This window comes from Paenirhizobium selenitireducens ATCC BAA-1503, from assembly GCF_900492185.1.
GTDB lineage: Bacteria > Pseudomonadota > Alphaproteobacteria > Rhizobiales > Rhizobiaceae > Allorhizobium > Allorhizobium selenitireducens_A.
In genome coordinates this window covers 445,410-469,393 of record NZ_UEYP01000002.1, presented here as the reverse complement: position 1 = coordinate 469,393, position 23,984 = coordinate 445,410, and the positions used below count along the sequence as shown (strand labels likewise).

Genomic DNA, 23,984 nt, shown 5'->3' with positions numbered 1-23,984 from the left:
ATGTAATGCGCTACACAGGGCAAAATGGCCACAACGGCCGCAAGAGCAGGACGATGAAATTGGCGACGGGTGCCGGATTGTTCGTGAGTTTCGAAGGGGGCGAGGGGGCCGGAAAGTCGACCCAGATCCGCCGCCTTGCCGACATGTTGCGACGCAAGGGCCTAGACGTCATCACCACTCGCGAGCCTGGCGGCTCCGCCGGAGCGGAAGCCTTGCGCCATGTCTTGCTGTCGGGTGCGGCGGAACCCTTCGGTGTCCGCATGGAGGCGCTCTTGTTTGCCGCCGCGCGCAACGACCATGTGGAAACGGTGATTCGCCCGGCGCTCGCCAAGGGTTTCGTGGTGCTGTGCGACCGTTTCATGGATTCCTCGCGCGTCTATCAGGGAGTGACCGGCAATCTCGAGCCGGAATTCATCGACGCGCTGGAGCGGATTGCGGTGAACGGCGTGGTGCCGCATCTCACACTCATTCTCGATCTTGCCGCCGCAACCGGTCTCGCCCGGGCGCGCGGCCGGCTGACCGCCGAGGCGAATGGCGGTGCGGCGCCCGACCGCTTCGAGCGGGAGGAAGTGGATACTCACGAAAAGCGTCGCCAGGCCTTCCTTGACATCGCCGCCGCCGATCCGAAGCGCTGTCGCGTCATCGATGCCGACCGCCCCGTCGGCGAGATCGCCGATGACATAGCCGGGGCGATCCAGCCTTTCTTGGCAGATCTCAAGCCAGTCATCCAGCCGGAATCGGTTGGCGCAGAATGAGCGAGGAGCGCTACGGGGTTCTCGACGGGGCGATCGCGCCGGCGGTCAATACGCGGCTCTTCGGCCACGAGGCGGCGGAAGAATTCCTGGCGCGTACCTACCGTTCGGGCAAGGGCCACCATGCCATCCTGATCGAGGGGCCGCAGGGGATCGGCAAGGCGACGCTGGCCTTTCGCTTCGCCAACCACGTCCTGTCGCATCCCGATCCGCAAAGCGCGCCGGAGCAGATTGCCGATCCGGATCCGGGCTCGGCGGTGAGCCGGCAGATCGCCTCCGGCGCCAGCCACAACCTGCTCTATCTGACCCGCCCGGTCGATGAGAAGACCGGCAAGTTCAAGACGGCGATCACCATCGATGAGGTGCGTCGGGCCGGGCATTTCTTCTCGCAGACTTCCGGCACGGGTGGTTGGCGAATCGTCATCATCGATCCGGCCGACGACCTCAACCGGAATGCGGCGAACGCCATCCTGAAGATCCTCGAGGAGCCGCCGAAGCGAGCGATGTTCCTGGTGCTCTCGCACGCGCCGGGCAAGCTCTTGCCGACCATCCGGTCACGCTGCCTGCCGCTGAGACTCTCGGCCCTGTCTGACGAGGCGATGCGCCAGGCGCTCGGCCAGCTCGGACTTTCGATCCCGCGGGGGCAGGCCGAAACGGTGCTTTCCCTGTCCAAGGGCAGCGTGGCGCAGGCGCTGAAGCTCGCCAATTATGGCGGCGCCGATCTCATCGAGGCGTTTGGCAAGCTGCTGGGCGAGCAGGGACCCGCGGCGCGCAAGACGATGTACAAGCTCGCGGATGCCTTGAGTGCCAAGGACAGCGACGTCGCCTTCGGTTTCTTCACCGAGCATCTTGGCGAATTCCTGATGGATGAGGCGCGCTCGGCGGCTCTTGCCGGCAATCTGGCGCGGGCGGAGCATTATTCGCGGCTGTCCGCATCGATCACCGAGCAACTCGGCATTGCGGCTGCCTATAATCTCGAACGCAAGCAGACCATCCTCGACGTGCTTGCATCCATAACGGCCTGAGAGTGGCTCGCGTCCGGCCCGCCTGCCATCCCCGTGCCGCAGGGCAGGGCTTCGATAAAACGGCTGTTTCTATGCGCGCAAGAATGCTCTAAGAACCGGCAATACTCCCACAGGCGCAATCGACGCGGATCATAAGACCGACCATGAACGACACCTACTTCATCACCACAGCCATCGCCTATCCGAACGGCAAGCCGCATATCGGCCATGCCTACGAGCTGATCGCCACCGACGCCATGGCGCGGTTCCAGCGGCTCGACGGAAAGGACGTCTTCTTCCTCACCGGAACGGACGAGCATGGCCAGAAGATGCAGCAGACAGCGCGGGCCGAAGGGATTGCGGTCGAGGAACTCGCCAAGCGCAATTCCGACGAGTTCCGCGCCATGGGCCAGATGCTGAATTCGTCCAACGACGACTTCATCCGCACCACGGAACAGCGCCACCACATCACGGTCCAGGAAGTCTGGCGCCGGATGGAGAAGAACGGCGACATCTACAAGGACAGCTATTCCGGCTGGTACTCGGTTCGCGACGAAGCCTATTACCAGGAAGAAGAGACCGAAATGCGCGCCGACGGCGTGCGCTACGGGCCGCAAGGCACGCCGGTCGAATGGGTCGAGGAGGAGAGCTATTTCTTCCGCCTCTCGGCCTATGAGGACAAGCTCTTGAAGCTCTACGAGGATCAGCCCGATTTCATCGGCCCGAACGAGCGCCGCAACGAGGTGATGTCCTTCGTGAAATCCGGTCTCAAGGACCTGTCGATTTCGCGCACCACCTTCGACTGGGGCATCAAGGTTCCGAACGATCCGAAGCACGTCATGTATGTCTGGGTCGATGCGCTGACCAACTACATCACCGCGACCGGCTATGTCGAAGATGAAAATGGTCCGCGCGCCAAGTACTGGCCGTGCGACGTGCACATCATCGGCAAGGACATCATCCGCTTCCACGCCGTCTACTGGCCGGCCTTCCTGATGTCGGCGGGCCTGCCGCTGCCCAAGCGCGTCTTCGCCCACGGCTTCCTGCTCAACAAGGGCGAGAAGATGTCGAAGTCGCTCGGCAACGTCGTCGACCCGGTCGACCTCGTCAACCACTTCGGCCTCGACCAGGTGCGCTACTTCTTCCTGCGCGAAGTCTCCTTCGGCCATGACGGCAGCTACAGCGCGGAGGCGATCGCCACCCGCATCAATGCCGACCTCGCCAACGGCATCGGCAATCTCGCTTCGCGGTCGCTGTCGATGATCGCCAAGAACTGCGACGGCAAGATCCCGGCACCCGGCCCGCTGACCGACGCCGACAAGGCCATGCTGGCGACCGCCGACGCCATGCTCGCCACCTGCCGCGCCGAAATGGCCGAGCAGGCGATCCACAAGGCGGTCGCCACCATCATCGGCACGGTCAACGAGGCCGACCGTTATTTCGCCGCGCAGGAACCCTGGGTGCTGCGCAAGACCGACGTGCCGCGCATGGAAACCGTGCTCTACGTCACGGCCGAAGTGGTGCGCCAGATCGCCATCCTGTTCCAGCCGATCATGCCGGCCTCGGCGGAAAAGCTGCTGGATCTGGTCGCCGCACCCGCCGACAAGCGCAAATTTGCCGCCCTTGGCGAAGCCGGCCGTCTGGTTCCCGGAACCGAGCTTCAGGCGCCGGCGCCGGTCTTCCCGCGCTATGTCGCGCCGGAAGCGGACGCGAAGGCTTGATACGTCCATGCTGATCGATACCCATTGCCATCTCGACTTTGCCGACTTCGACGCGGAACGCGACGAACTGGTCGCCCGCGCCAGGGAGGCAGGCGTCGCGCAGATGGTAACGATCTCCACCCGCGTGAAGAAGCTCGATACGCTGCTGGCCCTGACGGAACGCTTTCCGGGCGTCTTCTGCTCGGTCGGCACCCATCCGAACAATGCCGACGAGGAACTGGACGTCACGGCCGACGAATTCGTCCGCCTGGCGGAAAGCCATGACAAGATCGTCGCCATCGGCGAATGCGGGCTCGACTATTTCTACGACACGCAGAAGCCGGAGGACCAGAAGACCGGTTTCCTGCGCCAGATCGAGGCCTCGCGCCGCACGCAGCTGCCGCTGGTCATTCATAGCCGCAGCGCCGACGAGGACATGGCAGCGATCCTGACCGAGGAAATGGGGAAGGGGGCCTTCCCTTTCATCCTGCACTGCTTTTCGTCCGGTGAAGCGCTGGCCAGGACCGGCATCGAGCTCGGCGGCTATGTGTCCTTTTCCGGCATCCTGACCTTCCCCAAGTCCACCGAACTGCGCGATATCGCAAAAGGCCTGCCGCTCGACCGGCTGCTGGTCGAGACGGATGCGCCTTATCTCGCGCCGAAGCGCTGGCGGGGCAAACGCAACGAGCCGTCCTATGTGGTCAACACGGCCGAGGTCCTGGCCGAGACCATGGGTGTGAGCTTCGACGAGATGGCGCGGATCACCACCGACAACGCCTTTCGCCTCTTTACCAAGATGCCGAGGCTCTGAGCCATGATCTATCGCCGCCGTTTCACCATCCTCGGATGCGCGTCGTCGCCGGGCGTGCCGCGCATCAACGGCGACTGGGGCGCCTGCGATCCGAACAATCCGCGCAACCGGCGCACCCGCGCCTCCTTCATGGTGCAGCAGATCGCGCCCGACGGCGGCATGACGACGGTGATCGTCGACACCGGGCCGGACTTTCGCGAACAGATGATCGCCGCCAAGGTCCAGCATATCGACGCGGCGATCTATACCCATGCCCATGCCGACCATCTGCACGGCATCGACGACCTGCGCGGCTATTTCGTCATGCAGAAGCATCGCATTCCGATCTATGCCGAGGCCGACACCATGGCGCGCATCCGCCAGGGCTTTGGCTATTGCCTGGAAACGCCGGCCGGCAGCAACTATCCGCCGATCGTCCTGCCGATCGTCATCGAGGATCTTTCGCAGCCGCTGGAGATCACGGGGAAGGGCGGCACGATCCGTTTCCAGCCGCTGGTCCAGCAGCATGGCGACATTCCCTCGCTGGGTCTGAGGATCGGCGATGTCGCCTATTGCTGCGACGTCAGCGATTTTCCCGACGAGACGGTCGCCAGGATGGACGGCCTCGACGTGCTGATCATCGATGCGCTGCAGTACCGGCATCATCCGAGCCATCTGTCGCTCGAACAAGCGCTGGGCTGGATCGAACGGCTGAAGCCGCGTCATGCCTATCTGACCCACATGCATATTCCGCTCGACTATGAGACGGTGATGGCGGAAACCCCGCCGCATGTCGAGCCGGCCTATGACCAGCTGGCTTTCGAAACCACGGTCGATCTCTGACGTCTTTATTCAAGCCTTCAGGAACCAGCCGTATGTCATTGGCAACATGACGCAAACGTGGGAAGGAGAAAATCATGAACTGCATCTTTATCCAGGTTCGCTGCCGTCCGGGAAAGACCTATGAAGTGGCGGATCGCATCTACGAAAAAGAGGTCGTCTCCGAACTCTATTCCACGAGCGGCGAATATGACCTTCTGGCGAAGATCTACGTTCCCAAGGGAGAGGACGTCGGCAAATACGTCAATGCGATTTTCGTCGATATTCCCGATGTCGATCGCACGCTGACGACGCTGACGTTCCACGCATTTTGACTTTCGGGCGATACGGGATCGGAGCGCTCCGTGCATCCGTCATCGCATTTTCGTACCGGTCTTACCTGTTAAAACCGTAGCGCGTCGGCATTGCCAGATCCCAAGCGGGCCAGCGTTATCAGAGGGCCCGGTTTGTGGCGCGAAATCCGGGCATCGCCGAGTTCAACGCGCATTGATCGGTTCCATAATCTATCTTATGCGATCTTTGGGTGGGGCTTTGGCCAACCCCGGTACTACGCCTTGCGCCCGCGATCGGCAGTTCCCCACCATCAGACAAACGGCCGGTCCGCGAGCATTTCTTCCGCCTCGTCGCGGCCCATGGCCATCACCCTTCGGCCGATCTCGAAGCTGAAGCCGTTTCGGGCGAAGGCGGAAAACTCTTTCGCGTGTCGCTTGTCGTCGAGCTCGACGTCCGGCCGGCGGTACGGACCGAAGGCCCGCTTGCGGGCAAAGACCAGCGCCGAGAGAAAATCGTCGGTCTCTTCCAGCGCCTGCTGCACGATCTCCCGATCGACGCCCTTCTCGATCAGCTTGCGGCCGATGGCACGTTTCGACTTGCCGCTGCGTGCCGAAGAGCGCGCCCGGATCTCGGCATAGGCCGTATCGTCGAGCGCCAGCATGCTGCGGCCGAACTCGACCGCCGCGGCCGACAGAGCCTTCACCTGCGTATCCGAAATATCCTCGAACTTCTGCTTCGCCTTGCGGGCGATGGCGTCGGACAGTTCCCGCTCGGTCATCATCCGGCGCGACAGACGGTAGAGCGCCGAATTGCGCGACCAGGCGAGCATGCGGGGCGTCGGCGCCAGCGCTTCGGTCTCGCCCTCTTCCCCCGTCAATCCGCCCTCCCTTTATATCGAACATCAGCGATGCTGATTGCAGGCGACGTTGACGCCGCCCTGAGATACGCGCCGATCCGTCCATTGTTCGGCATTAGGCAACGGTTTGTAGCGAGCCTGAGACGTTTCGCCAAGCGCAGGCGTGGCCTATGTCTAGTCTCCAAGCAAACCTCGAGAAGGACAGACGATGCTCGTCAACGGACAATGGACGGCGGACTGGCAGCCGGTGCAGGCGACCGACGCCAAGGGCGGCTTCGTGCGCCAGACCTCGGGTTTTCGCAACTGGGTGACCGTCGACGGCGAAGCCGGGCCGACCGGCACCGGCGGCTTCAAGGCCGAGCCTGGCCGCTATCATCTCTATGTGGCCCTGATCTGCCCCTGGGCGTCGCGCACCCTGATCGGCCGCAAGCTGAAGGGCCTGGAGGACGTGATCTCGGTCTCGGTGGTCGAGCCCGTGCTCACTGATTTCGGCTGGCGCTTCGGCGATTTCCCTGGCGCCGACCGCGACGCGCTCAACGGCGCGACCTACCTGCACGAGATCTACACCAAGGCCGATCCAACCTATACCGGCCGCGCCACCGTGCCGGTGCTGTGGGACAAGCAGACCGGCACCATGGTCAACAACGAGTCGGCCGAGATCCTGCGCATGATGAATTCGGGTTTCGGCAGTTTGGCGAAGAACGACATCGACCTCTATCCGGAAGCGCTGCGCGAGGAGATCGAGGCGCTGAACGCCGAGATCTATCCGAAGTTCAACAACGGCGTCTATCGCGCCGGTTTCGCCACGACGCAAGGCGCCTATGAGGAAGCCTTCGCCGATGTCTTCCACATGCTCGACACGCTGGAAGCCCGCATGTCCGACGGCCGCGCCTATCTGAGCGGCGACCAGTTGACCGAGGCCGACATCCGGCTGTTCGTCACGCTCGTGCGCTTCGATGCGGCCTATCATGGCCTCTTCAAGTGCAACCTGCGCCGGCTGGCCGATTATGCGGCGCTCTCCGCCTACATGCTGCGCATCCTCTCCCTGCCCGGCGTGCGCGAAACGGTCAGCATTCCGCATATCAAGCACGGCTATTACTCGATCAAGGCGCTCAATCCGAACCTGATCGTGCCGGTCGGTCCGGACCTGCCCGACCTCGATCCCGTCACCGTGTCGGAGAACTGACCATGCCGGACGCAAGCCATCTCGTCATCTTCCTCCATGGCGTCGGCAGCCGGGGCGCAGACCTCCTGCCGCTTGCCGGTCCCTTGCGCGATGCCCTGCCCGGCACGGTCTTTGTCGCACCCGACGCCCCCTTCCCCTTTCCCTACGGCATGGGCCATCAGTGGTTCAGCATTGCCGGCGTGACCGAGGACAACCGGGCCGGCCGCATCGAAGCCGCGCGCGCCGACTTTGATCGCGTCATTGGTGAGACTATCGAGACATTCGGATTTGCTGAAAGGCTCGACCGCGTCGCCTTCGTCGGCTTCTCGCAGGGCACGATCATGGCGCTCGACGCGCTGGTCTCCGGACGATGGCCAGTCGGCGCGATCGTCGGTTTCTCCGGCCGCCTCGGCTCGCCATATCCGCTCTCGCCGGACAAGGCGACGCCGGTTCTACTCGTCCATGGTGCGGCGGATTCTGTGATCCCGGCTGCCGAGACAGTCAAGGCAGCCACCACCTTGCAGAAACTGGACGTTGACGTCGAAAGCCGGATCCTTCCCGGTCTCGATCACACGATCTCGGCGGAAGGCGTTGAACTGGCGGGGAAATTTCTCGCTCGCCATATAGTATGATCGGGCGGCGTCACACCGGATCGATGTCGCCCCTCGCCCACATCTCCATCGTCTCGGCCTTGAAGTCCTCGAAGCGGCCTTCCTCGATCGACTTGCGGATGCCCTGCATCAGTTCCTGATAGTAGGACAGGTTGTTCCACGACAGCAGCATGCCGCCCAGCGCCTCGTTCGAGCGCACCAGATGATGCAGGTAGGCGCGGGAATAGTCGCGGGCAGCCGGGCAGTTCGACTGGTCGTCGAGCGGCCGCATGTCCTCGGCGTGGCGGGCATTGCGGATATTGACCTTGCCGCGGCGGGTGAACGCTAGGCCATGGCGGCCGGAGCGGGTCGGCATGACGCAGTCGAACATGTCGATGCCTTCGGCCACCGATTTGAGGATGTCGTCGGGCGTACCGACGCCCATCAGGTAACGCGGCTTTTCAACCGGCAGGACCGGCAGGGTGATGCCGAGCATCTTCAGCATGACGTCCTGCGGCTCTCCGACGGCGAGGCCACCCACCGCATAGCCCTTGAGGTCGAGCTGTTTGAGGCCTTCGGCCGAGCGGACGCGCAGGTCCGGGATGTCGCCGCCCTGGACGATGCCGAACATCGCCTTGCCCGGCTGCTCGCCGAAGGCGACGCGGCAGCGTTCTGCCCAGCGCAGCGACATTTCCATCGCCCGCTCGATCTCCTTGGGCTCCGCCGGCAGCGCCACGCATTCGTCGAGTTGCATCTGGATGTCGCTGTCGAGCATGCCCTGGATCTCGATCGAGCGTTCCGGCGACATGTAGTGGGTCGAGCCGTCGACATGGCTCTTGAAAGTCACGCCCTTCTCGTCGAGCTTCCTGAGGCCCGACAGCGACATGACCTGGAAGCCGCCCGAATCGGTGAGGATCGGTCCCGGCCAGCGGATCAGTTCGTGCAGGCCGCCGAGGCGGGCGACGCGCTCCGGGCCGGGGCGCAGCATCAGGTGGTAGGTATTGCCGAGAATGATGTCGGCCCCCCCTTCCCTGACCTGATCGAGATACATGGCCTTTACCGTGCCGACCGTGCCGACCGGCATGAAGGCCGGCGTGCGGATCACGCCGCGCGGCATGGAAATCTCGCCGAGCCGGGCCTTGCCCGACGTGGCCTTGAGGGTGAACTGGAAGGTGTCGTGCATCGGTTCAGGTGTCTTTCCGGAAGAGCAGGCTGGCATCGCCATAGGAATAGAAGCGGTAGCCGTCGGCGATCGCATGGGCATAGGCCGCCCGCATGGTGTCGAGCCCGGCAAAGGCCGAGACCAGCATGAACAGCGTGGACTTCGGCAGATGGAAATTGGTCATCAGCACGTCGACGGCGCGGAAGCGGTAGCCCGGCGTGATGAAGATGTCGGTCGCGCCCGACCAGGGCTGGATCTCGCCCCCCTCGGAGGTGGCGCTTTCGAGCAGGCGCAGCGACGTGGTGCCGACCGAGACGATCCGCCCGCCCCGCGCCCTGACGGCATTGAGCGCCGAGGCGGTGGCGCGCGAGACCTGGCCGATCTCGTGGTGCATCTTGTGGTCGGCGGTGTCTTCGGCCTTCACCGGCAGAAACGTGCCGGCGCCGACATGCAGCGTGACGAAATGGCGCTCGATCCCGGCGGCATCGAGCCGGGCAAAGAGGTCGGGCGTGAAATGCAGGCCGGCGGTCGGGGCGGCAACAGCCCCCTCCTCCTTCGCGTACATGGTCTGGTAGTCGGTCCGGTCTTTCTCGTCTTCGTCGCGCTTGGAGGCGATATAGGGCGGAAGCGGAATATGGCCGACGGTGGCGATCGCCTCGTCGAGAGCGGCGCCGGAGAAATCGAAGCGAAGCGTCACCTCGCCCGCTTCGCCCTTTTCCTCGACGACGGCGCCAAGCGTGCCGAGCAGGCAGGCATTGCCGGAATGGCCGAATTCGATCCGATCGCCGAGCTTGATGCGCTTGCCCGGCCGGGCAAAGGCCTTCCAGCGGCTGGCATCGACCCGCATGTGCAGCGTGGCGGAGACGGGTGTGCGCTCGGCCCCGTCGCGCAGCCGCACCCCTTCGAGCTGGGCCGGGATGACCTTGGTGTCGTTGAACACCAGCGCGTCGCCGGGCGACAGGAAGGACGGCAGGTCGCAGACCCGGGCATCTTCCAGCATGGGTTGGCCGTCCGGCCTAACCACAAGCAGCCGGGCCTGGTCGCGCGGGCTGATCGGCCTCAGCGCAATATTCTCGTCGGGAAGATCGAAATCGAACTGGTCTACGCGCATCGCGACCTCAACTCCTTAAAAACGCGAAAACCCGCCCGGGCGCGATACGCCGGGGCGGGTCTCCAAATCAAGCCCGATCAGGCGTCGGCGGCGACCTTCATCGAGACGATCGAGTCGGGATCGCGCACAGGTTCGCCCTTCTTGACCTGGTCGATGACGTCCATGCCCTCGATGACCTGGCCCCAGACCGAATATTGCTTGTTGAGCCAGGGCGCATCGGTGAAGCAGATGAAGAACTGCGAATTGGCCGAGTTCGGGCTCTGCGAACGGGCCATGGAGCAGGTTCCGCGCACATGCGGCGTGGCCGAAAATTCGGCCTGGAGATCGGGCTTCTGCGAGCCGCCCATGCCGGCGCGGGCCGGGTTGAAGCTGTCGGAACCCTGCTTGCCGAACTGCACGTCGCCGGTCTGGGCCATGAAGTCCTCGATGACGCGGTGGAAGACCACGCCGTCATAGGCGCCTTCGCGCGACAGTTCCTTGACGCGTGCGACATGACCGGGGGCCAGATCCGGGAAGAGCGCGATCACGACCTTGCCCTTGGTGGTTTCCATGATGATGGTGTTTTCCGGATCCTTGATCTCGGCCATGATATTTCTCCTCTTTGGGGCTTGTGCCCGATTGGTATTACTTGCCGACGGTGACCTTGATCATCCGGTCGGGATCGGACACTTCGCCATTGCCACCTTCGCCGCGCTTGATCTTGTCGACCAGTTCCATGCCGGACATGACCTTGCCGACGACGGTGTATTCGCCGTTGAGCGGCGGATAGTCGGCGAACATGATGAAGAACTGCGAATTGGCGGAGTTCGGATCCTGGGAACGAGCCATGCCGACCACGCCGCGCTCGAACGGAACCTTGGAGAACTCGGCCGGAAGGTCGGGCAGGTTGGAGCCGCCGGTGCCGGCGCGACCGGCATTGAAGCCGTCTTCCATGTCGCCGAACTCGACATCGCCGGTCTGGGCCATGAAGCCCTCGATGACGCGGTGGAAGGCGACGTTGTCATACTCGCCCTTAGAGGCCAGTTCCTTGATCTGCGCGACGTGCTTCGGCGCGACGTCGGGCATCAGCTCGACGACGACCGGGCCATCCTTCAGCTGTATGGTCAGGGTATTGTCGTCCGAGGCTGCGTGCGCCGGGCCGATGGCGGCGACGGCGAGAAAAAGGGCAGCGGCAATTTGAAAGAGTCTCATGATCACTCCAATAACTTCAACGATGATCAGCGCGAGAGTTTGGACTTCAGCGCCTGGAAGACGACGGGTGGCACGAAGGCACTCACATCGCCGCCCATGGAGGCGATCTGACGCACCAATGTGGCCGTAATGGGCCGCGAGGCGGTGCCGGCCGGCAGGAAGACCGTCTGCAGGTCCGGCGCCATCTGGTGGTTCATGCCGGCCATCTGCATTTCATAGTCGAGATCGGTGCCGTCACGCAGGCCGCGGATGAGGAGCCTTGCGCCGTTCTGGCGCGCCGCATCGACGGCGAGGCGATCAAAGGAAACGACGGAGACGTCTTCGGCGCGCTCAGGCAGGCTTTCGGTGATGACGGCGGCGATCAAAGCCGCCCGCTCATCATAGCTGAACAGCGGTGTCTTGCCCGGGTGAACGCCGATCGCGACGATCACCTTCTCGACCACATTCAACGATTGCACGAGCACATCGAGATGGCCGTTGGTCATCGGATCGAAGGAACCGGGATAGAATGCGATCGTCATGGCAGCCCGATGGTTGTTTCGACGCCTTTTGTCACGGAAGCGCGCCAGCCGCAAGTGATTTGGCCCCGGTCGCCCCTGCCCTGCGGATGAACGAATGCTGAATGCGGCGTTCAAGACGGCTTCAGGGGCGAGGGTGGATAAGGCTGTCAAACCGGGCAGGCAAACATGCCGCCCACGACATGCAGGAGGACCACGATGCTCGCACTACTCGCACTTTTCGCCGCACTTGCCGCGCTTTTCACCGAGTTTGGCCTGCTGCTGCTGCGCGCCTACCTGGAGACCGGCGGCAACGCTTTCGGCCTCGTCGTTCGCGAAGATGAACGCCAGATGAACGGCACGTTAAGGCGCGTTTCAGCTCGATCTCTTTAGAAACGATTAAATGGCATGGAACGTTTGTCCGTGCCGCGCATTTTTCACGGCAATCCAGGCCGTATTCCGAAAGGACGACTTCGATGCACGACAAGGTAACGCTGATCAATCTGGTATGGGTGGGGATGATGACGGCAATGCTCGCCACGTCCGCTACCTTCTACATGAACGAAAAGGCCGAAGCCGGCAAATACGGCCCGCAACTGGCCCGCTACTACCCGATCGGCCGCTGAGCCGCTTTCGACGAACGCCGCTTGAAGCGTAGACGCCGCAGTTGCAAGGAAAGGAAGAGCATGTTCACGACCCTGACCGTTCTGGCCGCTTTGATCTGCGGCATGTTCCTCGCTTCCGTGGCCTCGGCGATCCGCGCGATGCGGCGCGAAGGCGATGAATTCCGAGTCCTGATGGAGCGCCATCGCGCCTTCTGACCGGTCTTTAAGGCTCCATTTGACCGAACAGTTTCGAGCCTTGCGACTCCTCAATACTTCAAGCAGCTTATAATGAAGAGGCCCGCCGTTTCCGGCGGGCCTTCTGTCATTCCTGTACGTCGTCGGCTGCGGGCGGCTCGGCGACATCCGGCGCGCTCGCGTCTCCGGCCAGCGCCTCGAGATCGCCCTCCTCATCGCCTTCCGGCTCGTTGATGCGCTCGACAGACACGACCTTCTCGTCCTTGGCGGTCGAGAAGATGGTGACGCCCTTCGTTGCACGGCTGGCGAAACGGATGCCGTCGACCGGGACGCGGATCAGCTGGCCGCCGTCGGACACGAGCATGATCTGGTCCTTGTCCTCGACCGGGAAGGCGGCGACCAGTTCGCCGATTTCCGCAGTCTTCGAGGTGTCGGTGGCGCGGATACCCTTGCCGCCGCGGCCCGAGATGCGGAAGTCGTAGGATGATGACCGCTTGCCATAGCCGCGCTCGGAGACGGTGAGCACGAACTGCTCGCGCGCCTTGAGCTCCTGGTAGCGCTCCTCGGTCAGATCGCCGACCTCGCCGACTTCCTCGCCGACCAGCGCAATGTCCTCTTCCTCGACGCCCATGGCGCGTCGCTCGCTGGCGGAGCGCTTGAGATAGGCGGCACGTTCCGAGGCGTCGGCATCGACATGGCCGAGAATGGTCATGGAGATGATGCGGTCGCCGTCGGCAAGCGAGATGCCGCGCACGCCGATCGAGTTGCGGCCGGCAAAGACGCGCACGTCGTCGACGGGGAAGCGGATCGCCTGGCCGAGCGCTGTTGTCATCAGCACGTCGTCACGATCGGTGCAGGTCTCGACCGAGAGGATTTCGTCACCCTCGTCCTCGAGCTTCATGGCGATCTTGCCGTTGCGGTTGACCTGGACGAAGTCGGAGAGCTTGTTGCGGCGCACGGTGCCGCGGGTCGTCGCGAACATGACGTCGAGATTGTCCCAGCTCTTTTCGTCCTCCGGCAATGGCATGATCGTCGTGATGCGTTCGCCGGGCTCCAGCGGCAGCATGTTGATCAGCGCCTTGCCGCGCGAGGTCGGCGTGCCGATCGGCAGGCGCCAGACCTTTTCCTTGTAGACGATGCCGCGCGAGGAGAAGAACAGCACCGGCGTGTGCGTATTGGCGACGAACAGGCGGGTCGCGAAATCCTCGTCCTTCATCGCCATGCCGGAGCGGCCCTTGCCGCCGCGACGCTGGGCGCGGTAGGTGGCGAGCGGCACGCGCTTGATATAGCCAGCATGCGAAACGGTGACGACCATGTCCTCGCGGGCGATCAGATCCTCGTCGTCCATGTCCGGACCGCCTTCGATGATCACCGTGCGGCGCGGCGTGCCGAACTCGTCGCGCACCGCGGCCAGTTCGTCCTTGACGATCGTCTGGATGCGCAGGCGCGACGACAGGATGTCGAGATAGTCGCTGATCTCGGCGCCGATCTTGTTCAGTTCCTCGTCGATTTCGTCGCGGCCAAGGGCGGTCAAGCGGGCAAGGCGCAGCTCAAGGATGGCTCGCGCCTGCTCTTCCGAGAGATTGTAGGTGCGGTCCTCGTTGATGCGGTGGCGCGGGTCGTCGATCAGCTGGATCAGCGCCTCGACGTCATGCGCCGGCCAGCGGCGCTCCATCAACTGTTCGCGCGCCGTGGCCGGATCTGGCGCGCGGCGGATGAGGTTGATGACCTCGTCGATATTGGCGACGGCGATCGCGAGGCCAACCAGGACGTGGGCGCGCTCGCGCGACTTGCGCAGCAGGTACTTGGTGCGGCGGCTTACCACTTCCTCGCGGAAGGTGATGAAGGCGCGCAGCATGTCGAGCAGGCTGAGCTGCTCCGGCTTGCCACCGTTGAGCGCCACCATGTTGCAGCCGAAGGAGGTCTGCAGCGGGGTGTAGCGATAGAGCTGGTTGAGAATCACGTCGGCATTGGCGTCGCGCTTCAATTCGATCACCACGCGATAGCCGTCACGGTCGGACTCGTCGCGCAGATCGGAAATGCCCTCGATGCGCTTCTCGCGCACCAGTTCGGCCATCTTCTCGATCATCGTCGCCTTGTTCACCTGATAGGGGATCTCGGAGATGATGATCTGCTCGCGATCGCCGCGCATCGGCTCGATGCGGGCGACGCCACGCATGATGACGGAGCCGCGGCCGGTCTCGTAGGCCGAGCGGATGCCGGAGCGGCCGAGGATCATCGCGCCGGTCGGGAAGTCCGGACCCGGGATGATCTGCATCAGGACGGAAAGCTCGATTGCCGGATCGTCGATCAGCGCGATGCAGCCGTCGATCACTTCGGTCAGGTTGTGCGGCGGGATATTGGTCGCCATGCCGACCGCGATGCCGCCGGCGCCGTTGACCAAAAGGTTGGGGAAGCGGGCCGGAACGACGGACGGTTCCTGCATGGTGCCGTCATAGTTCTCACGGAAGTCGACGGTTTCCTTGTCGAGGTCGTCGAGTAGCGAATGTGCCACCTTCTCCAAGCGGCATTCCGTGTAACGCTGGGCGGCCGGCGGGTCGCCATCGACCGAACCGAAATTGCCCTGGCCGTCGATCAGCGGCAGACGCAGCGACCAATCCTGCGCCATGCGGGCGAGCGCGTCGTAGATCGCGGAATCACCGTGCGGATGGTATTTACCCATCACGTCACCGGTGACGCGCGCCGACTTCACGTATTTCTTGTTCCAGTCGATCCCCATCTCGCTCATCGAGAAGAGAATGCGCCGGTGTACGGGCTTCAGACCGTCGCGGACGTCGGGAAGCGCGCGGCTCACGATGACGCTCATCGCGTAATCGAGATACGACCGCTGCATTTCCTCCGTGATGGAAATCGGCTCGATGCCTTGCGGGTACTTGCCGCCGCCGGGAGTGTTTTGCTCAGTCAAATCAGGTCACGATCTCTGTTCGGAATCACTGCGAAGTTTATAGCCGAAAGGGCTGGAAAGCGCCAATTTCGGCCGGACTCGTCCGCTGGTTATAAACAGCCTTTTGGGGCGGGGGAAAGGCTGGCCGATCAAGAACTTGCCAACGGCCTGCCGCTGGCATTTAAATGCTTGCGAAAAGCGGGAGAAAACCATGGCCGGCACCGATGCGATGATCAACGCCTTCACCACGCTGCTGGTCACCGTCGACCCGCCGGGGCTGGCCCCCCTGTTCCTCGGACTGACGCAGGGCATGAACCGTGGCGAGCGCCGCCAGGTCGCCGTGCGCGGCTCCCTGATCGCCTTTGCCATCCTCGCCGTCTTTGCCCTGTTCGGCGCCGGCATTCTCGGGGCGCTCGGCATTTCCATGGGCGCCTTTCGCATTGCCGGCGGGCTGATGCTGTTCGTCATCTCGTTCGAGATGATTTTTGAAAAGCGCAACGAGCGCAAGGAAAAGACCACGGACGCGGCGATCACCAAGGACCACATTCACAATCTGGCCGTCTTCCCGCTCGCCATTCCGCTGATCGCCGGGCCGGGCGCGATCTCCGCCACCGTGCTGATCGCCGGCACCATGGACGGCGTCGCCGGCAAGGTGCAACTGATCTCCGTCATCGCCGTCTGCCTGGCACTGGTCTTTGCCGCGCTGATCCTCGCCGAGCGGCTGAACCGCTTCCTCGGCGTCACCGGTCGGGCGCTGCTCACCCGCCTGCTTGGCGTGCTGCTCGCCGCCCTTTCGGTGCAGTTCGTGGTCGACGGCGTGAAATCGGCCTTCGGCGCCTGAGGCCGTCCAGCCCCGAGCGCGGACCTGCGCCCCGGCGGTTCCCGGGCACAGGCGACCGCCAGGCTGCAACCCTTATCGCTGCGCCTTCAGGATGCGCTTCCAGATCGTGCCGCCGAGGAAGCGGTTGAAGACGATGAAATAGGCGATGATCAGAGCGAACAGGACCAGCGCCGGCAACCCGTTCAATTGAAACCCCTCCTCCGTCCGCCCACCCGTCACCGATGCGACGGCGAACCCGAGCACGAAGAAGGCGGTAAAGAAATCCAGCAAAAAGGCCAGGATGATGCGCCAGGTGGCCGGCCCGGCTTGCGGTTTCGTCTCTTCCATCGCGATACCCCCTAGTGTCCCTCAAAAACATGCAGATCGGGCCCGGCTTCCCGCCGAAAGCCCACAAGAAAAAAGCGGCGCCGAAGCGCCGCCAGAAATCAGAACGGGATGTCGTCGTCGAGGTCGCGGGAGAAGCCGCCCGACGGGGGAGCGCTGGCGCCGCCCCGCTGCTGGCCGCCGCCGCCGCGCTGGGGTGCCGGTGTGCCGTAATCGTCGCCACCGCCGCTATAGCCGCCGCCGAAGTCGCTGCCGCCGCGCGAGGCGCCGGCACCATCGCCACGACCGCCGAGCATGGTCAGGTTGCCGTTGAAGCCCTGCAGCACGACTTCCGTCGAGTAGCGGTCCTGGCCGCTCTGGTCCTGCCATTTGCGGGTCTGCAACTGGCCCTCGACATAGACGGTCGAGCCCTTCTTCAGATACTGCTCGGCAACCTTGCAGAGACCTTCATTGAAGATCACCACGGTGTGCCACTCGGTCTTTTCCTTGCGCTCGCCGGTGTTCTTGTCGCGCCAGCTTTCCGACGTCGCGATGCGCAGGTTGGCGATCGGACGGCCGTCCTGGGTCCTGCGGATTTCCGGGTCCGCGCCAAGATTGCCTATCAAAATTACCTTGTTGACGCTGCCAGCCATAATACTCACCTTGCTGCCGCCATCATGCGGCTCCGAAACAGAGAAATCCGCCCACCTTAAACCAAACCGTCTTGCGGTTGGGCGGCGATCGGGGTTAATCCACAACGAAAATGTTCTTTATTTGTTCCAGTAATGCACTAGGATACTGTCAATAGAATCATTTTACCGCCCCTTAATCCATCCGCGCCGCTCGACAGGGGCGCGGGCGTCACTAAATAAGGAGAGCTCTCCTCCCGAGTGCCCTCCCTGCAGAGCTTTGTCCAGTCGAGACCAGTCCACATGAGCGATTTGAAGCATATCTCCATCCGCGGTGCGCGCGAGCACAATCTCAAGGGCATCGACCTCGATCTGCCGCGCAATTCGCTGATCGTCATGACCGGCCTGTCCGGCTCGGGCAAATCCTCGCTCGCCTTCGACACCATCTATGCGGAAGGCCAGCGCCGCTATGTCGAGAGCCTGTCGGCCTATGCCCGGCAGTTCCTCGAAATGATGCAGAAGCCGGATGTGGACCAGATCGACGGTCTGTCCCCGGCGATCTCGATCGAGCAGAAGACCACCTCGCGCAATCCGCGCTCGACGGTCGGCACGGTCACCGAGATCTACGACTACATGCGCCTGCTGTTTGCCCGCGTCGGTGTGCCCTATTCGCCGGCGACCGGCCTTCCCATCGAGAGCCAGACGGTTTCCCAGATGGTCGACCGCATCCTCGCCTTCGAGGAAGGCACCCGCCTCTACATCCTGGCGCCGATCGCGCGCGGCCGGAAGGGCGAGTACAAGAAGGAACTGGCGGACCTGATGAAGAAGGGTTTCCAGCGCGTCAAGATCGACGGCCAGTTCTACGAGATCGCCGAGGCGCCGGTGCTGGACAAGAAGTTCAAGCACGACATCGACGTGGTCGTCGACCGCATCGTGGTCAGGCCCGACATTGCAAGCCGGCTGGCCGACAGTCTCGAGACCTGCCTTCACGTTCTCTCCGACGGGCTGGCGATCGCCGAATTTGCCGACAAGCCGCTGCCGCCCGAAGAGACGGCCGCCGGCGGCAGTGCCAACAAGTCGCTCAACGACACGCATGAGCACGTGCTGTTTTCGGAAAAGTTCGCCTGCCCGGTTTCCGGCTTCACCATTCCGGAGATCGAGCCGCGGCTGTTCTCCTTCAACAATCCCTTCGGCGCCTGCCCGACCTGCGACGGCCTGGGCTTCCAGCAGAAGATCGACACCGCGCTGATCGTGCCGGAAAGCCAGCGCCGGCTGAACGACGGCGCGATCGCCCCCTGGGCGAAATCCTCCTCGCCCTATTACGACCAGACGCTCGAAGCGCTCGGCAAGGCCTTCGGCTTCAAGCTTTCGAGCAAGTGGTCCGATCTCAAGGAAGCCGCGCAGAAGGCGATCCTTTACGGCACCGAGGAGAAGATCGACTTCCATTATGCCGACGGCGCGCGCTCCTACACCACGACGAAGACCTTCGAGGGCATCGTGCCGAACCTCGAGCGCCGCTGGAAGGAAACCGACAGCGCCTGGGCTCGGGAGGAGATCGAGCGTTACATGTCGGCGGCCCCCTGCCCGTCCTGCAACGGTTTCCGCCTGAAGCCCGAGGCGCTGGCGGTCAAGGTCAACGGCCTGCATATCGGCCAGGTGACCGAGATGTCGATCCGGGTGGCGCGCAACTGGTTCGTCGACCTGCCGGAAAAGCTGACGGTCAAGCAGAACGAAATCGCCGTACGCATCCTCAAAGAGATCCGCGAGCGCCTCGCCTTCCTCAACGATGTCGGCCTCGACTATCTGAGCCTGTCGCGCAATTCCGGCACGCTGTCGGGCGGCGAGAGCCAGCGCATCCGGCTCGCCTCGCAAATCGGTTCGGGGCTAACCGGCGTGCTCTACGTGCTCGACGAGCCGTCGATCGGCCTGCACCAGCGCGACAATGCCCGCCTGCTCGATACGCTGAAACACCTGCGCGACATCGGCAATACGGTGATCGTCGTAGAGCATGACGAGGACGCGATCCTGACCGCCGACTACGTGGTCGACATCGGCCCCGCGGCCGGCATCCATGGCGGCGAGGTGATCGCCCAGGGCTCGCCGCAGGACATCATGGCCCATCCGAAATCGCTGACCGGCAAATATTTGACCGGCGAGCTCGGCGTCGCCGTACCCTCCGAGCGCCGCAAGCCGAAGAAGGGTCAGCAGGTCAAGGTCGTCGGCGCGCGTGGCAACAACCTGAAGAACGTCACCGCCGCCATCCCGCTCGGCGTGTTCACCGCCGTCACCGGCGTGTCGGGCGGCGGCAAGTCGACCTTCCTCATCGAAACGCTCTACAAGGCGGCCGCCCGGCGCGTCATGGGCGCACGCGAAAACCCGGCCGAGCACGACCGCATCGACGGCTTCGAATTCATCGACAAGGTGATCGACATCGACCAGTCGCCGATCGGCCGCACGCCGCGCTCCAACCCGGCGACCTATACCGGCGCGTTCACCCCGATCCGCGACTGGTTCGCCGGCCTGCCGGAAGCCAAGGCCCGCGGCTACCAGCCGGGCCGCTTCTCGTTCAACGTCAAGGGCGGCCGCTGCGAGGCCTGCCAGGGCGACGGCGTGATCAAGATCGAGATGCATTTCCTGCCCGACGTCTACGTTACCTGCGACGTCTGCCACGGCAAGCGCTACAACCGCGAGACCCTCGACGTCACCTTCAAGGGCAAGTCGATCGCCGACGTGCTGGACATGACGGTCGAGGAAGGCGTCGACTTCTTCTCCGCCGTGCCGGCGGTGCGTGATAAGCTGCAGGCGCTGTTCGACGTCGGGCTCGGTTATATCAAGGTCGGCCAGCAGGCCAACACGCTGTCGGGCGGCGAGGCGCAGCGCGTCAAGCTGGCCAAGGAACTGTCGAAGAAATCGACCGGCCGCACGCTCTACATCCTCGACGAGCCGACCACCGGCCTGCATTTCCACGACGTCGCCAAGCTTCTGGAAATGCTGCAGGAACTGGTCAACCAGGGCAATTCGGTAGTGGTCATCGAGCACAATCTGGAAGTTATCAAGACCGCCGACTGGATCCTTGACTTCGGCCCCGAAGGTGGCGACGGCGGCGGCATGATCGTCGCCGAGGGCACGCCGGAGGACATCGTCAAGGTCGAGAAGTCCTATACGGGCCAGTTCCTCAAGGAGTTGCTGGAACGGCGACCGCTGAAGAAGCCCCAGGCGGCGGAGTGAGCGATGGCGAATACCACCTTCCACTTCTACTCCGAGGATCCGCAGGCGGTTCACGCTTTCCTTTGCCGAAGCGGAAGGCCGGGGATCGTGCGTTTTCATGGAAGGAAGGCTGGCCAGCTGCCGGTCTACAAAATGACGGTTGTTCTGGATGACTTGAAGACGGCCAGCGAATTTGAAGCATGGCTTGATCGTCGATCAAACAAAGTCCGACCGGCTCAGATCGGGTTCAAGTCGGATTCCGGGGTCCTCTATCGGCTCCATCGATTCACACTCCTGGATCGCATTCACCGACGGCTTTCTGGGCTCTTGGGATCCGCTCGACTGTCGTCGACGGAGGACCGATGATCCCAATCGGGCAGTACGATCCGTCGATTGCCGCCGCCTATCGTCCCGATCCACAGCGTGGGGACGCGAGTTTCACACGGAGGCGTCAGCGATGACCCATAGATCATTGCAGCTCATTCGCGAGGGAGAACACCTCGCAGAGGTTCCCGTCGAACTGGAGGACGTCGGTGAGTGGGGAGCGGCGATGGGGCACGCCTAGATTGCCAAGCTCGATCGGGTGCGCCGCGCGCTACGAGCGGGCAATATCCGCGGCGCGCTGCAGGAGGCGAGAGTTTTCCGGCTGGTACCCGAAAGTGGCGACGAAGGCCCTGCCCTTGGTTTCGGCGATAATCCGCAGGAACCGATTGAGCGTTAGAACCGCAAAATGAGGATAACTTCATGACCCAATCCGGCACAATCCGCACCGGCATCGGCGGCTGGACCTTCGACCCCTGGGAAGGCACTTTCTATCCGGAAACGCTCGCCAAGAAGCGGCAGCTGGAATTCGCCAGCCGCGCGCTGACGGCGATCGAGGTCAACGGCACCTACTATTCGAGCCAGAAGCCGGCGACCTTCGCCAAATGGGCGGCGGACGTGCCGGAAAATTTCGTCTTCTCGCTGAAGGCCAGCCGCTTCTGCACCAACCGCAAGGTGCTCGCCGAGGCCGGGCCGTCCGTCGAGAAGTTCCTGACCCAGGGCATTACCGAGCTTGGAGCGCATCTCGGTCCGATCCTCTGGCAGTTCATGGCAACCAAGAAGTTCGAGCCGGACGATTTCGAGGCCTTCCTCGCGCTCCTGCCGAAGAGCCAGGACGGCATTGCCCTTCGCCACGTGGTCGAGCCGCGGCATGACACCTTCCAGGTGCCGGAATTCGTAAGCCTTCTGGCGAAATACGGCGTGGCGGCGGTCTGCGCCGATCATCACGATTATCCGATGTTCGCCGACCCGACGACCGACTTCGTCTATGCCCGGCTGCAGAAGGGCGAGGACGACATTCCGAGCTGCTATCCGCCGAAGGACATCGACGCCTGGGCCGGCCGGCTGAAAACCTATGCTGGCGGCGGGGTGCCGGACGACCTACCGGCGATCGCCCCGGATCGGACCGTCGAAAAGGCACCGCGCGACGTCTTCGCCTTCTTCATTTCGGGCGGCAAGGTCAATGCGCCGAACGGCGCGCGCGCCCTGCAGAAGGCGGTCGCCTAAGGGCGCCTGCCGCCGCCCGAGCCGGCATGCGCATCAAGTTGTGACAATGACGATTCTGGACTAGCGTCTGTCGCTTGGCCGGGCGCATTCGACGTGGATTCGGCCAAGGCTCACCAGCTTTGCCGGTGCATGCCGTCGCATGCGATTCGGCCCATTTGCTCCGGGAATGCCGCATGTCAGGGATCGTCGTCTTCATCAATCTGGCCGGGGCCGTCGCTCTGCTGCTCTGGGCCACCCGCATGGTTCGCACCGGCATCGAGCGCGCCTATGGCAATCTGCTCAAGGAGCGGCTGAGGCTCGCTGTCAGCAATCGCTTCTCGGCCGCGCTTGGCGGCTTCTTCTTCGCCATCGTGCTGCAGAGCGCCACCGCCGTCGCCCTGATCGTCTCGTCCTTCGTCGCCGGCGGGTATGTCTCCTCCGGCATCGGGGTCGCCACCCTGCTCGGCGCCGATGTCGGCTCGGCCTTCGTCGTGCGCATCCTGCGCTATGACCTGTCTCTGCTGATCCCGGTCCTGCTGCTGATGGGTACCATCGCCTTCCGCGCCTCGGAACAACGCAACTGGCGCCAGGCCGGCCGCATCCTCTTCGGCCTCGGCCTGCTGCTGCTGTCGCTGCGGCTGATCGGCGAGGCGTCGGATCCGCTGCGCTCGAGCGAGATCCTGCCTTTGGTGTTCAACTACCTGTCGCGCGACTGGATCACCGCCTTCCTGCTGTCCGCCATGCTCGCCTGGGCCTTCCATTCGAGCGTCGCGACCATCCTGCTGTTCGCCTCGCTTGCCGACCGTCATTTGCTGCCGCCGGCCCTCATCATCCCGCTCGTGCTCGGCGCGAATTTTGGCGCGGCCGTCATCGGCGCGATCCTCACCAAGAATGCCGAGGCCGGCGCCCGCATCGTGCCGCTCGGCAATGTCGTCATCCGCGGTCTCGGCACGGTGGCGGCGCTTGCCCTGCAGTTCGCTGTCGGCCTCGATCCCCTGCTCTTTGCCGCCCAGCCGGGCGACGCCGTGGTGATGATCCATCTGGCGATCAATTGCGCGGTGCTGATCTTCGGCCTGCCGTTCAGCGGCATCGTCGCACGGGCGCTGGAGGCGGTCCTTGCCGGGCCAGCGCCGGACGCGACGGCGCCGGTTCGCCTCTCCGTGCTCAATGCGGCCGACCTTGCCAATCCGCGCCAGGCGATCAGCAATGCGACGCGCGAGGTTCTGACAGTCTGCGAGAAAACCGAGGTCATGCTCAACTGGATCTTCGAGCTCTACGAGAAATGGGACCCGAAGAAGATGCAGCGGATCGAGGCGCTGGACGACGAGATCGACGCGATCCACCGTGACATCAAGTTCTATCTGGCCCGCATATCGGAAAGCGCGCTCGACGAGGCATCGGCGGCGCAGTGCCAGGCGCTGCTCGGCACGACCATCAAGATCGAGCAGGCCGCCGACATCATCTCGCAGAACATGCTGAACCGGGCCCGCAAGAAGCACGACCGCAACGCCGCCTTCTCGCCCGAGGGCTGGGCGGAACTCACGGCCATGCACAACGAGGTGGTGAAGAATGCGCGCCTCGCCTTCAATCTGCTGGTCAATCGCGACGTCGAGCACGCCCGCCAGCTCGTGGCGCGCAAGGAGGCGGTGCGCAATCTGGTGCGGGTGAGCGAGGAGCAGCATATGCAGCGTCTGCGCAACGGTAATGCCGCGAGCTTCGAGTCGAGCTCGCTGCATATCGACACGATGCGCGACCTCAAGGAGATCAATTCCCTCTTCGCCTCGATCGGCTACCCGCTGCTCGAGGACGAGGGCATGCTGCGTCGCAGCCGGCTGCTTTAA

General features: G+C 63.6%; 24 protein-coding genes. 15 read left to right on the top strand and 9 right to left on the bottom strand.

Features of this window, described 5'->3' with window-relative positions; genetic code table 11:
- Positions 1 to 59 precede the first annotated feature (59 nt).
- The 6 genes from tmk to RHIZ70P_RS05960 all read left to right on the top strand — a co-directional run bounded on the left by tmk (position 60) and on the right by RHIZ70P_RS05960 (position 5,400).
- Positions 60 to 755 (top strand): dTMP kinase, encoded by a 696-nt coding sequence (gene tmk, locus RHIZ70P_RS05985; protein ID WP_115669535.1) that lies wholly within the window; start codon positions 60 to 62, stop codon positions 753 to 755.
- The gene (locus RHIZ70P_RS05980; protein WP_115669460.1) at positions 752 to 1,777 is read left to right on the top strand and encodes a DNA polymerase III subunit delta'; all 1,026 of its coding nucleotides are present in this window, start codon (positions 752 to 754) and stop codon (positions 1,775 to 1,777) included. The genes tmk and RHIZ70P_RS05980 overlap by 4 nt, the downstream gene beginning before the upstream one ends.
- 143 nt (positions 1,778 to 1,920) lie before the next feature.
- Positions 1,921 to 3,477 carry a methionine--tRNA ligase gene (metG, locus tag RHIZ70P_RS05975; RefSeq protein WP_115669459.1) on the top strand — a complete coding sequence of 519 codons (1,557 nt, stop codon included), beginning with the start codon at positions 1,921 to 1,923 and terminating at the stop codon, positions 3,475 to 3,477.
- Positions 3,478 to 3,484: 7 nt separating this feature from the next.
- Positions 3,485 to 4,267 carry a TatD family hydrolase gene (locus RHIZ70P_RS05970; RefSeq protein WP_115669458.1) on the top strand — a complete coding sequence of 261 codons (783 nt, stop codon included), beginning with the start codon at positions 3,485 to 3,487 and terminating at the stop codon, positions 4,265 to 4,267.
- Between the two features lie 3 nt (positions 4,268 to 4,270).
- Complete coding sequence (locus tag RHIZ70P_RS05965) at positions 4,271 to 5,089, top strand: MBL fold metallo-hydrolase (protein WP_115669457.1); 819 nt, start codon at positions 4,271 to 4,273, stop codon at positions 5,087 to 5,089.
- Between the two features lie 74 nt (positions 5,090 to 5,163).
- The gene (locus tag RHIZ70P_RS05960; RefSeq protein ID WP_115669456.1) at positions 5,164 to 5,400 is read left to right on the top strand and encodes an Lrp/AsnC ligand binding domain-containing protein; all 237 of its coding nucleotides are present in this window, start codon (positions 5,164 to 5,166) and stop codon (positions 5,398 to 5,400) included.
- A gap of 269 nt (positions 5,401 to 5,669) precedes the next feature.
- On the opposite strand, the gene recX is transcribed toward RHIZ70P_RS05960, so the two are convergent.
- Positions 5,670 to 6,236, bottom strand: a complete 567-nt coding sequence (gene recX, locus RHIZ70P_RS05955; protein WP_268877517.1) for a recombination regulator RecX — start codon at positions 6,234 to 6,236, stop codon at positions 5,670 to 5,672.
- A gap of 187 nt (positions 6,237 to 6,423) precedes the next feature.
- On the opposite strand from recX, the gene RHIZ70P_RS05950 reads away from it, so the two are divergent.
- Both RHIZ70P_RS05950 and RHIZ70P_RS05945 read left to right on the top strand, forming a co-directional pair.
- Entirely contained in the window at positions 6,424 to 7,401 is a 978-nt protein-coding gene (locus tag RHIZ70P_RS05950) for a glutathione S-transferase family protein (protein ID WP_115669455.1), read from the top strand.
- 2 nt (positions 7,402 to 7,403) lie between these two features.
- On the top strand, positions 7,404 to 8,012 hold the full coding sequence (locus RHIZ70P_RS05945) for an alpha/beta hydrolase (RefSeq protein ID WP_115669454.1): 609 nt from the start codon (positions 7,404 to 7,406) through the stop codon (positions 8,010 to 8,012).
- A 10-nt stretch (positions 8,013 to 8,022) separates the two neighbouring features.
- Here the strand turns inward: RHIZ70P_RS05945 and tgt are convergent, their stop codons facing one another.
- The 5 genes from tgt to coaD form a co-directional block, all read right to left on the bottom strand.
- Positions 8,023 to 9,153, bottom strand: a complete 1,131-nt coding sequence (gene tgt / locus RHIZ70P_RS05940; protein WP_115669453.1) for a tRNA guanosine(34) transglycosylase Tgt — start codon at positions 9,151 to 9,153, stop codon at positions 8,023 to 8,025.
- Positions 9,154 to 9,157: 4 nt separating this feature from the next.
- Positions 9,158 to 10,243 (bottom strand): tRNA preQ1(34) S-adenosylmethionine ribosyltransferase-isomerase QueA, encoded by a 1,086-nt coding sequence (queA, locus tag RHIZ70P_RS05935; RefSeq protein WP_115669452.1) that lies wholly within the window; start codon positions 10,241 to 10,243, stop codon positions 9,158 to 9,160.
- Positions 10,244 to 10,320: 77 nt separating this feature from the next.
- Entirely contained in the window at positions 10,321 to 10,830 is a 510-nt protein-coding gene (locus RHIZ70P_RS05930; RefSeq protein WP_115669451.1) for a peptidylprolyl isomerase, read from the bottom strand.
- Positions 10,831 to 10,867: 37 nt separating this feature from the next.
- Positions 10,868 to 11,434 (bottom strand): peptidylprolyl isomerase, encoded by a 567-nt coding sequence (locus tag RHIZ70P_RS05925; protein WP_115669533.1) that lies wholly within the window; start codon positions 11,432 to 11,434, stop codon positions 10,868 to 10,870.
- A gap of 26 nt (positions 11,435 to 11,460) precedes the next feature.
- Positions 11,461 to 11,955 carry a pantetheine-phosphate adenylyltransferase gene (gene coaD / locus RHIZ70P_RS05920; protein WP_115669450.1) on the bottom strand — a complete coding sequence of 165 codons (495 nt, stop codon included), beginning with the start codon at positions 11,953 to 11,955 and terminating at the stop codon, positions 11,461 to 11,463.
- A 195-nt stretch (positions 11,956 to 12,150) separates the two neighbouring features.
- On the opposite strand from coaD, the gene RHIZ70P_RS22920 reads away from it, so the two are divergent.
- From RHIZ70P_RS22920 to RHIZ70P_RS23395, 3 genes are all read left to right on the top strand, one after another.
- Positions 12,151 to 12,324, top strand: a complete 174-nt coding sequence (locus RHIZ70P_RS22920; RefSeq protein WP_181903950.1) for a hypothetical protein — start codon at positions 12,151 to 12,153, stop codon at positions 12,322 to 12,324.
- 83 nt (positions 12,325 to 12,407) lie between these two features.
- A complete protein-coding gene (locus RHIZ70P_RS22915) occupies positions 12,408 to 12,557 on the top strand; it encodes a hypothetical protein (RefSeq protein WP_181903949.1) in 150 nt (49 codons plus the stop codon).
- A 60-nt stretch (positions 12,558 to 12,617) separates the two neighbouring features.
- On the top strand, positions 12,618 to 12,752 hold the full coding sequence (locus tag RHIZ70P_RS23395) for a hypothetical protein (protein WP_268877516.1): 135 nt from the start codon (positions 12,618 to 12,620) through the stop codon (positions 12,750 to 12,752).
- A gap of 106 nt (positions 12,753 to 12,858) precedes the next feature.
- Here the strand turns inward: RHIZ70P_RS23395 and gyrA are convergent, their stop codons facing one another.
- Positions 12,859 to 15,657: a DNA gyrase subunit A gene (gyrA, locus tag RHIZ70P_RS05915; RefSeq protein ID WP_115669449.1), complete on the bottom strand. Its 2,799-nt coding sequence runs from the start codon at positions 15,655 to 15,657 to the stop codon at positions 12,859 to 12,861.
- Positions 15,658 to 15,847: 190 nt separating this feature from the next.
- On the opposite strand from gyrA, the gene RHIZ70P_RS05910 reads away from it, so the two are divergent.
- On the top strand, positions 15,848 to 16,477 hold the full coding sequence (locus RHIZ70P_RS05910) for a MarC family protein (RefSeq protein ID WP_115669448.1): 630 nt from the start codon (positions 15,848 to 15,850) through the stop codon (positions 16,475 to 16,477).
- 72 nt (positions 16,478 to 16,549) lie between these two features.
- On the opposite strand, the gene RHIZ70P_RS05905 is transcribed toward RHIZ70P_RS05910, so the two are convergent.
- Both RHIZ70P_RS05905 and RHIZ70P_RS05900 read right to left on the bottom strand, forming a co-directional pair.
- Positions 16,550 to 16,804, bottom strand: a complete 255-nt coding sequence (locus RHIZ70P_RS05905) for a hypothetical protein (RefSeq protein WP_115669447.1) — start codon at positions 16,802 to 16,804, stop codon at positions 16,550 to 16,552.
- Positions 16,805 to 16,902: 98 nt separating this feature from the next.
- Positions 16,903 to 17,433: a single-stranded DNA-binding protein gene (locus RHIZ70P_RS05900; RefSeq protein ID WP_115669446.1), complete on the bottom strand. Its 531-nt coding sequence runs from the start codon at positions 17,431 to 17,433 to the stop codon at positions 16,903 to 16,905.
- A 279-nt stretch (positions 17,434 to 17,712) separates the two neighbouring features.
- Here RHIZ70P_RS05900 and uvrA point away from each other — a divergent pair, with 279 nt between their 5' ends.
- The 3 genes from uvrA (at position 17,713) to RHIZ70P_RS05880 (ending at position 23,984) form a co-directional block, all read left to right on the top strand.
- Positions 17,713 to 20,637: an excinuclease ABC subunit UvrA gene (gene uvrA, locus RHIZ70P_RS05895; protein WP_115669445.1), complete on the top strand. Its 2,925-nt coding sequence runs from the start codon at positions 17,713 to 17,715 to the stop codon at positions 20,635 to 20,637.
- Between the two features lie 723 nt (positions 20,638 to 21,360).
- Positions 21,361 to 22,164 carry a DUF72 domain-containing protein gene (locus tag RHIZ70P_RS05885; protein ID WP_115669443.1) on the top strand — a complete coding sequence of 268 codons (804 nt, stop codon included), beginning with the start codon at positions 21,361 to 21,363 and terminating at the stop codon, positions 22,162 to 22,164.
- A gap of 173 nt (positions 22,165 to 22,337) precedes the next feature.
- On the top strand, positions 22,338 to 23,984 hold the full coding sequence (locus tag RHIZ70P_RS05880; RefSeq protein ID WP_115669532.1) for a Na/Pi cotransporter family protein: 1,647 nt from the start codon (positions 22,338 to 22,340) through the stop codon (positions 23,982 to 23,984).

Bases quoted from the DNA above. Each gene is read 5' to 3' on its own strand.
- RHIZ70P_RS05980 (WP_115669460.1), top strand. From the start codon at position 752: ATGAGCGAGGAGCGCTACGGGGTTCTCGACGGGGCGATCGCGCCGGCG.
- metG (WP_115669459.1), top strand. From the start codon at position 1,921: ATGAACGACACCTACTTCATCACCACAGCCATCGCCTATCCGAACGGC.
- RHIZ70P_RS05970 (WP_115669458.1), top strand. From the start codon at position 3,485: ATGCTGATCGATACCCATTGCCATCTCGACTTTGCCGACTTCGACGCG.
- RHIZ70P_RS05965 (WP_115669457.1), top strand. From the start codon at position 4,271: ATGATCTATCGCCGCCGTTTCACCATCCTCGGATGCGCGTCGTCGCCG.
- RHIZ70P_RS05960 (WP_115669456.1), top strand. From the start codon at position 5,164: ATGAACTGCATCTTTATCCAGGTTCGCTGCCGTCCGGGAAAGACCTAT.
- RHIZ70P_RS05950 (WP_115669455.1), top strand. From the start codon at position 6,424: ATGCTCGTCAACGGACAATGGACGGCGGACTGGCAGCCGGTGCAGGCG.
- RHIZ70P_RS05945 (WP_115669454.1), top strand. From the start codon at position 7,404: ATGCCGGACGCAAGCCATCTCGTCATCTTCCTCCATGGCGTCGGCAGC.
- tgt (WP_115669453.1), bottom strand. From the start codon at position 9,153: ATGCACGACACCTTCCAGTTCACCCTCAAGGCCACGTCGGGCAAGGCC.
- queA (WP_115669452.1), bottom strand. From the start codon at position 10,243: ATGCGCGTAGACCAGTTCGATTTCGATCTTCCCGACGAGAATATTGCG.
- RHIZ70P_RS05930 (WP_115669451.1), bottom strand. From the start codon at position 10,830: ATGGCCGAGATCAAGGATCCGGAAAACACCATCATCATGGAAACCACC.
- RHIZ70P_RS05925 (WP_115669533.1), bottom strand. From the start codon at position 11,434: ATGAGACTCTTTCAAATTGCCGCTGCCCTTTTTCTCGCCGTCGCCGCC.
- coaD (WP_115669450.1), bottom strand. From the start codon at position 11,955: ATGACGATCGCATTCTATCCCGGTTCCTTCGATCCGATGACCAACGGC.
- RHIZ70P_RS22920 (WP_181903950.1), top strand. From the start codon at position 12,151: ATGCTCGCACTACTCGCACTTTTCGCCGCACTTGCCGCGCTTTTCACC.
- RHIZ70P_RS22915 (WP_181903949.1), top strand. From the start codon at position 12,408: ATGCACGACAAGGTAACGCTGATCAATCTGGTATGGGTGGGGATGATG.
- RHIZ70P_RS23395 (WP_268877516.1), top strand. From the start codon at position 12,618: ATGTTCACGACCCTGACCGTTCTGGCCGCTTTGATCTGCGGCATGTTC.
- RHIZ70P_RS05910 (WP_115669448.1), top strand. From the start codon at position 15,848: ATGGCCGGCACCGATGCGATGATCAACGCCTTCACCACGCTGCTGGTC.
- RHIZ70P_RS05905 (WP_115669447.1), bottom strand. From the start codon at position 16,804: ATGGAAGAGACGAAACCGCAAGCCGGGCCGGCCACCTGGCGCATCATC.
- RHIZ70P_RS05900 (WP_115669446.1), bottom strand. From the start codon at position 17,433: ATGGCTGGCAGCGTCAACAAGGTAATTTTGATAGGCAATCTTGGCGCG.
- uvrA (WP_115669445.1), top strand. From the start codon at position 17,713: ATGAGCGATTTGAAGCATATCTCCATCCGCGGTGCGCGCGAGCACAAT.
- RHIZ70P_RS05885 (WP_115669443.1), top strand. From the start codon at position 21,361: ATGACCCAATCCGGCACAATCCGCACCGGCATCGGCGGCTGGACCTTC.
- RHIZ70P_RS05880 (WP_115669532.1), top strand. From the start codon at position 22,338: ATGTCAGGGATCGTCGTCTTCATCAATCTGGCCGGGGCCGTCGCTCTG.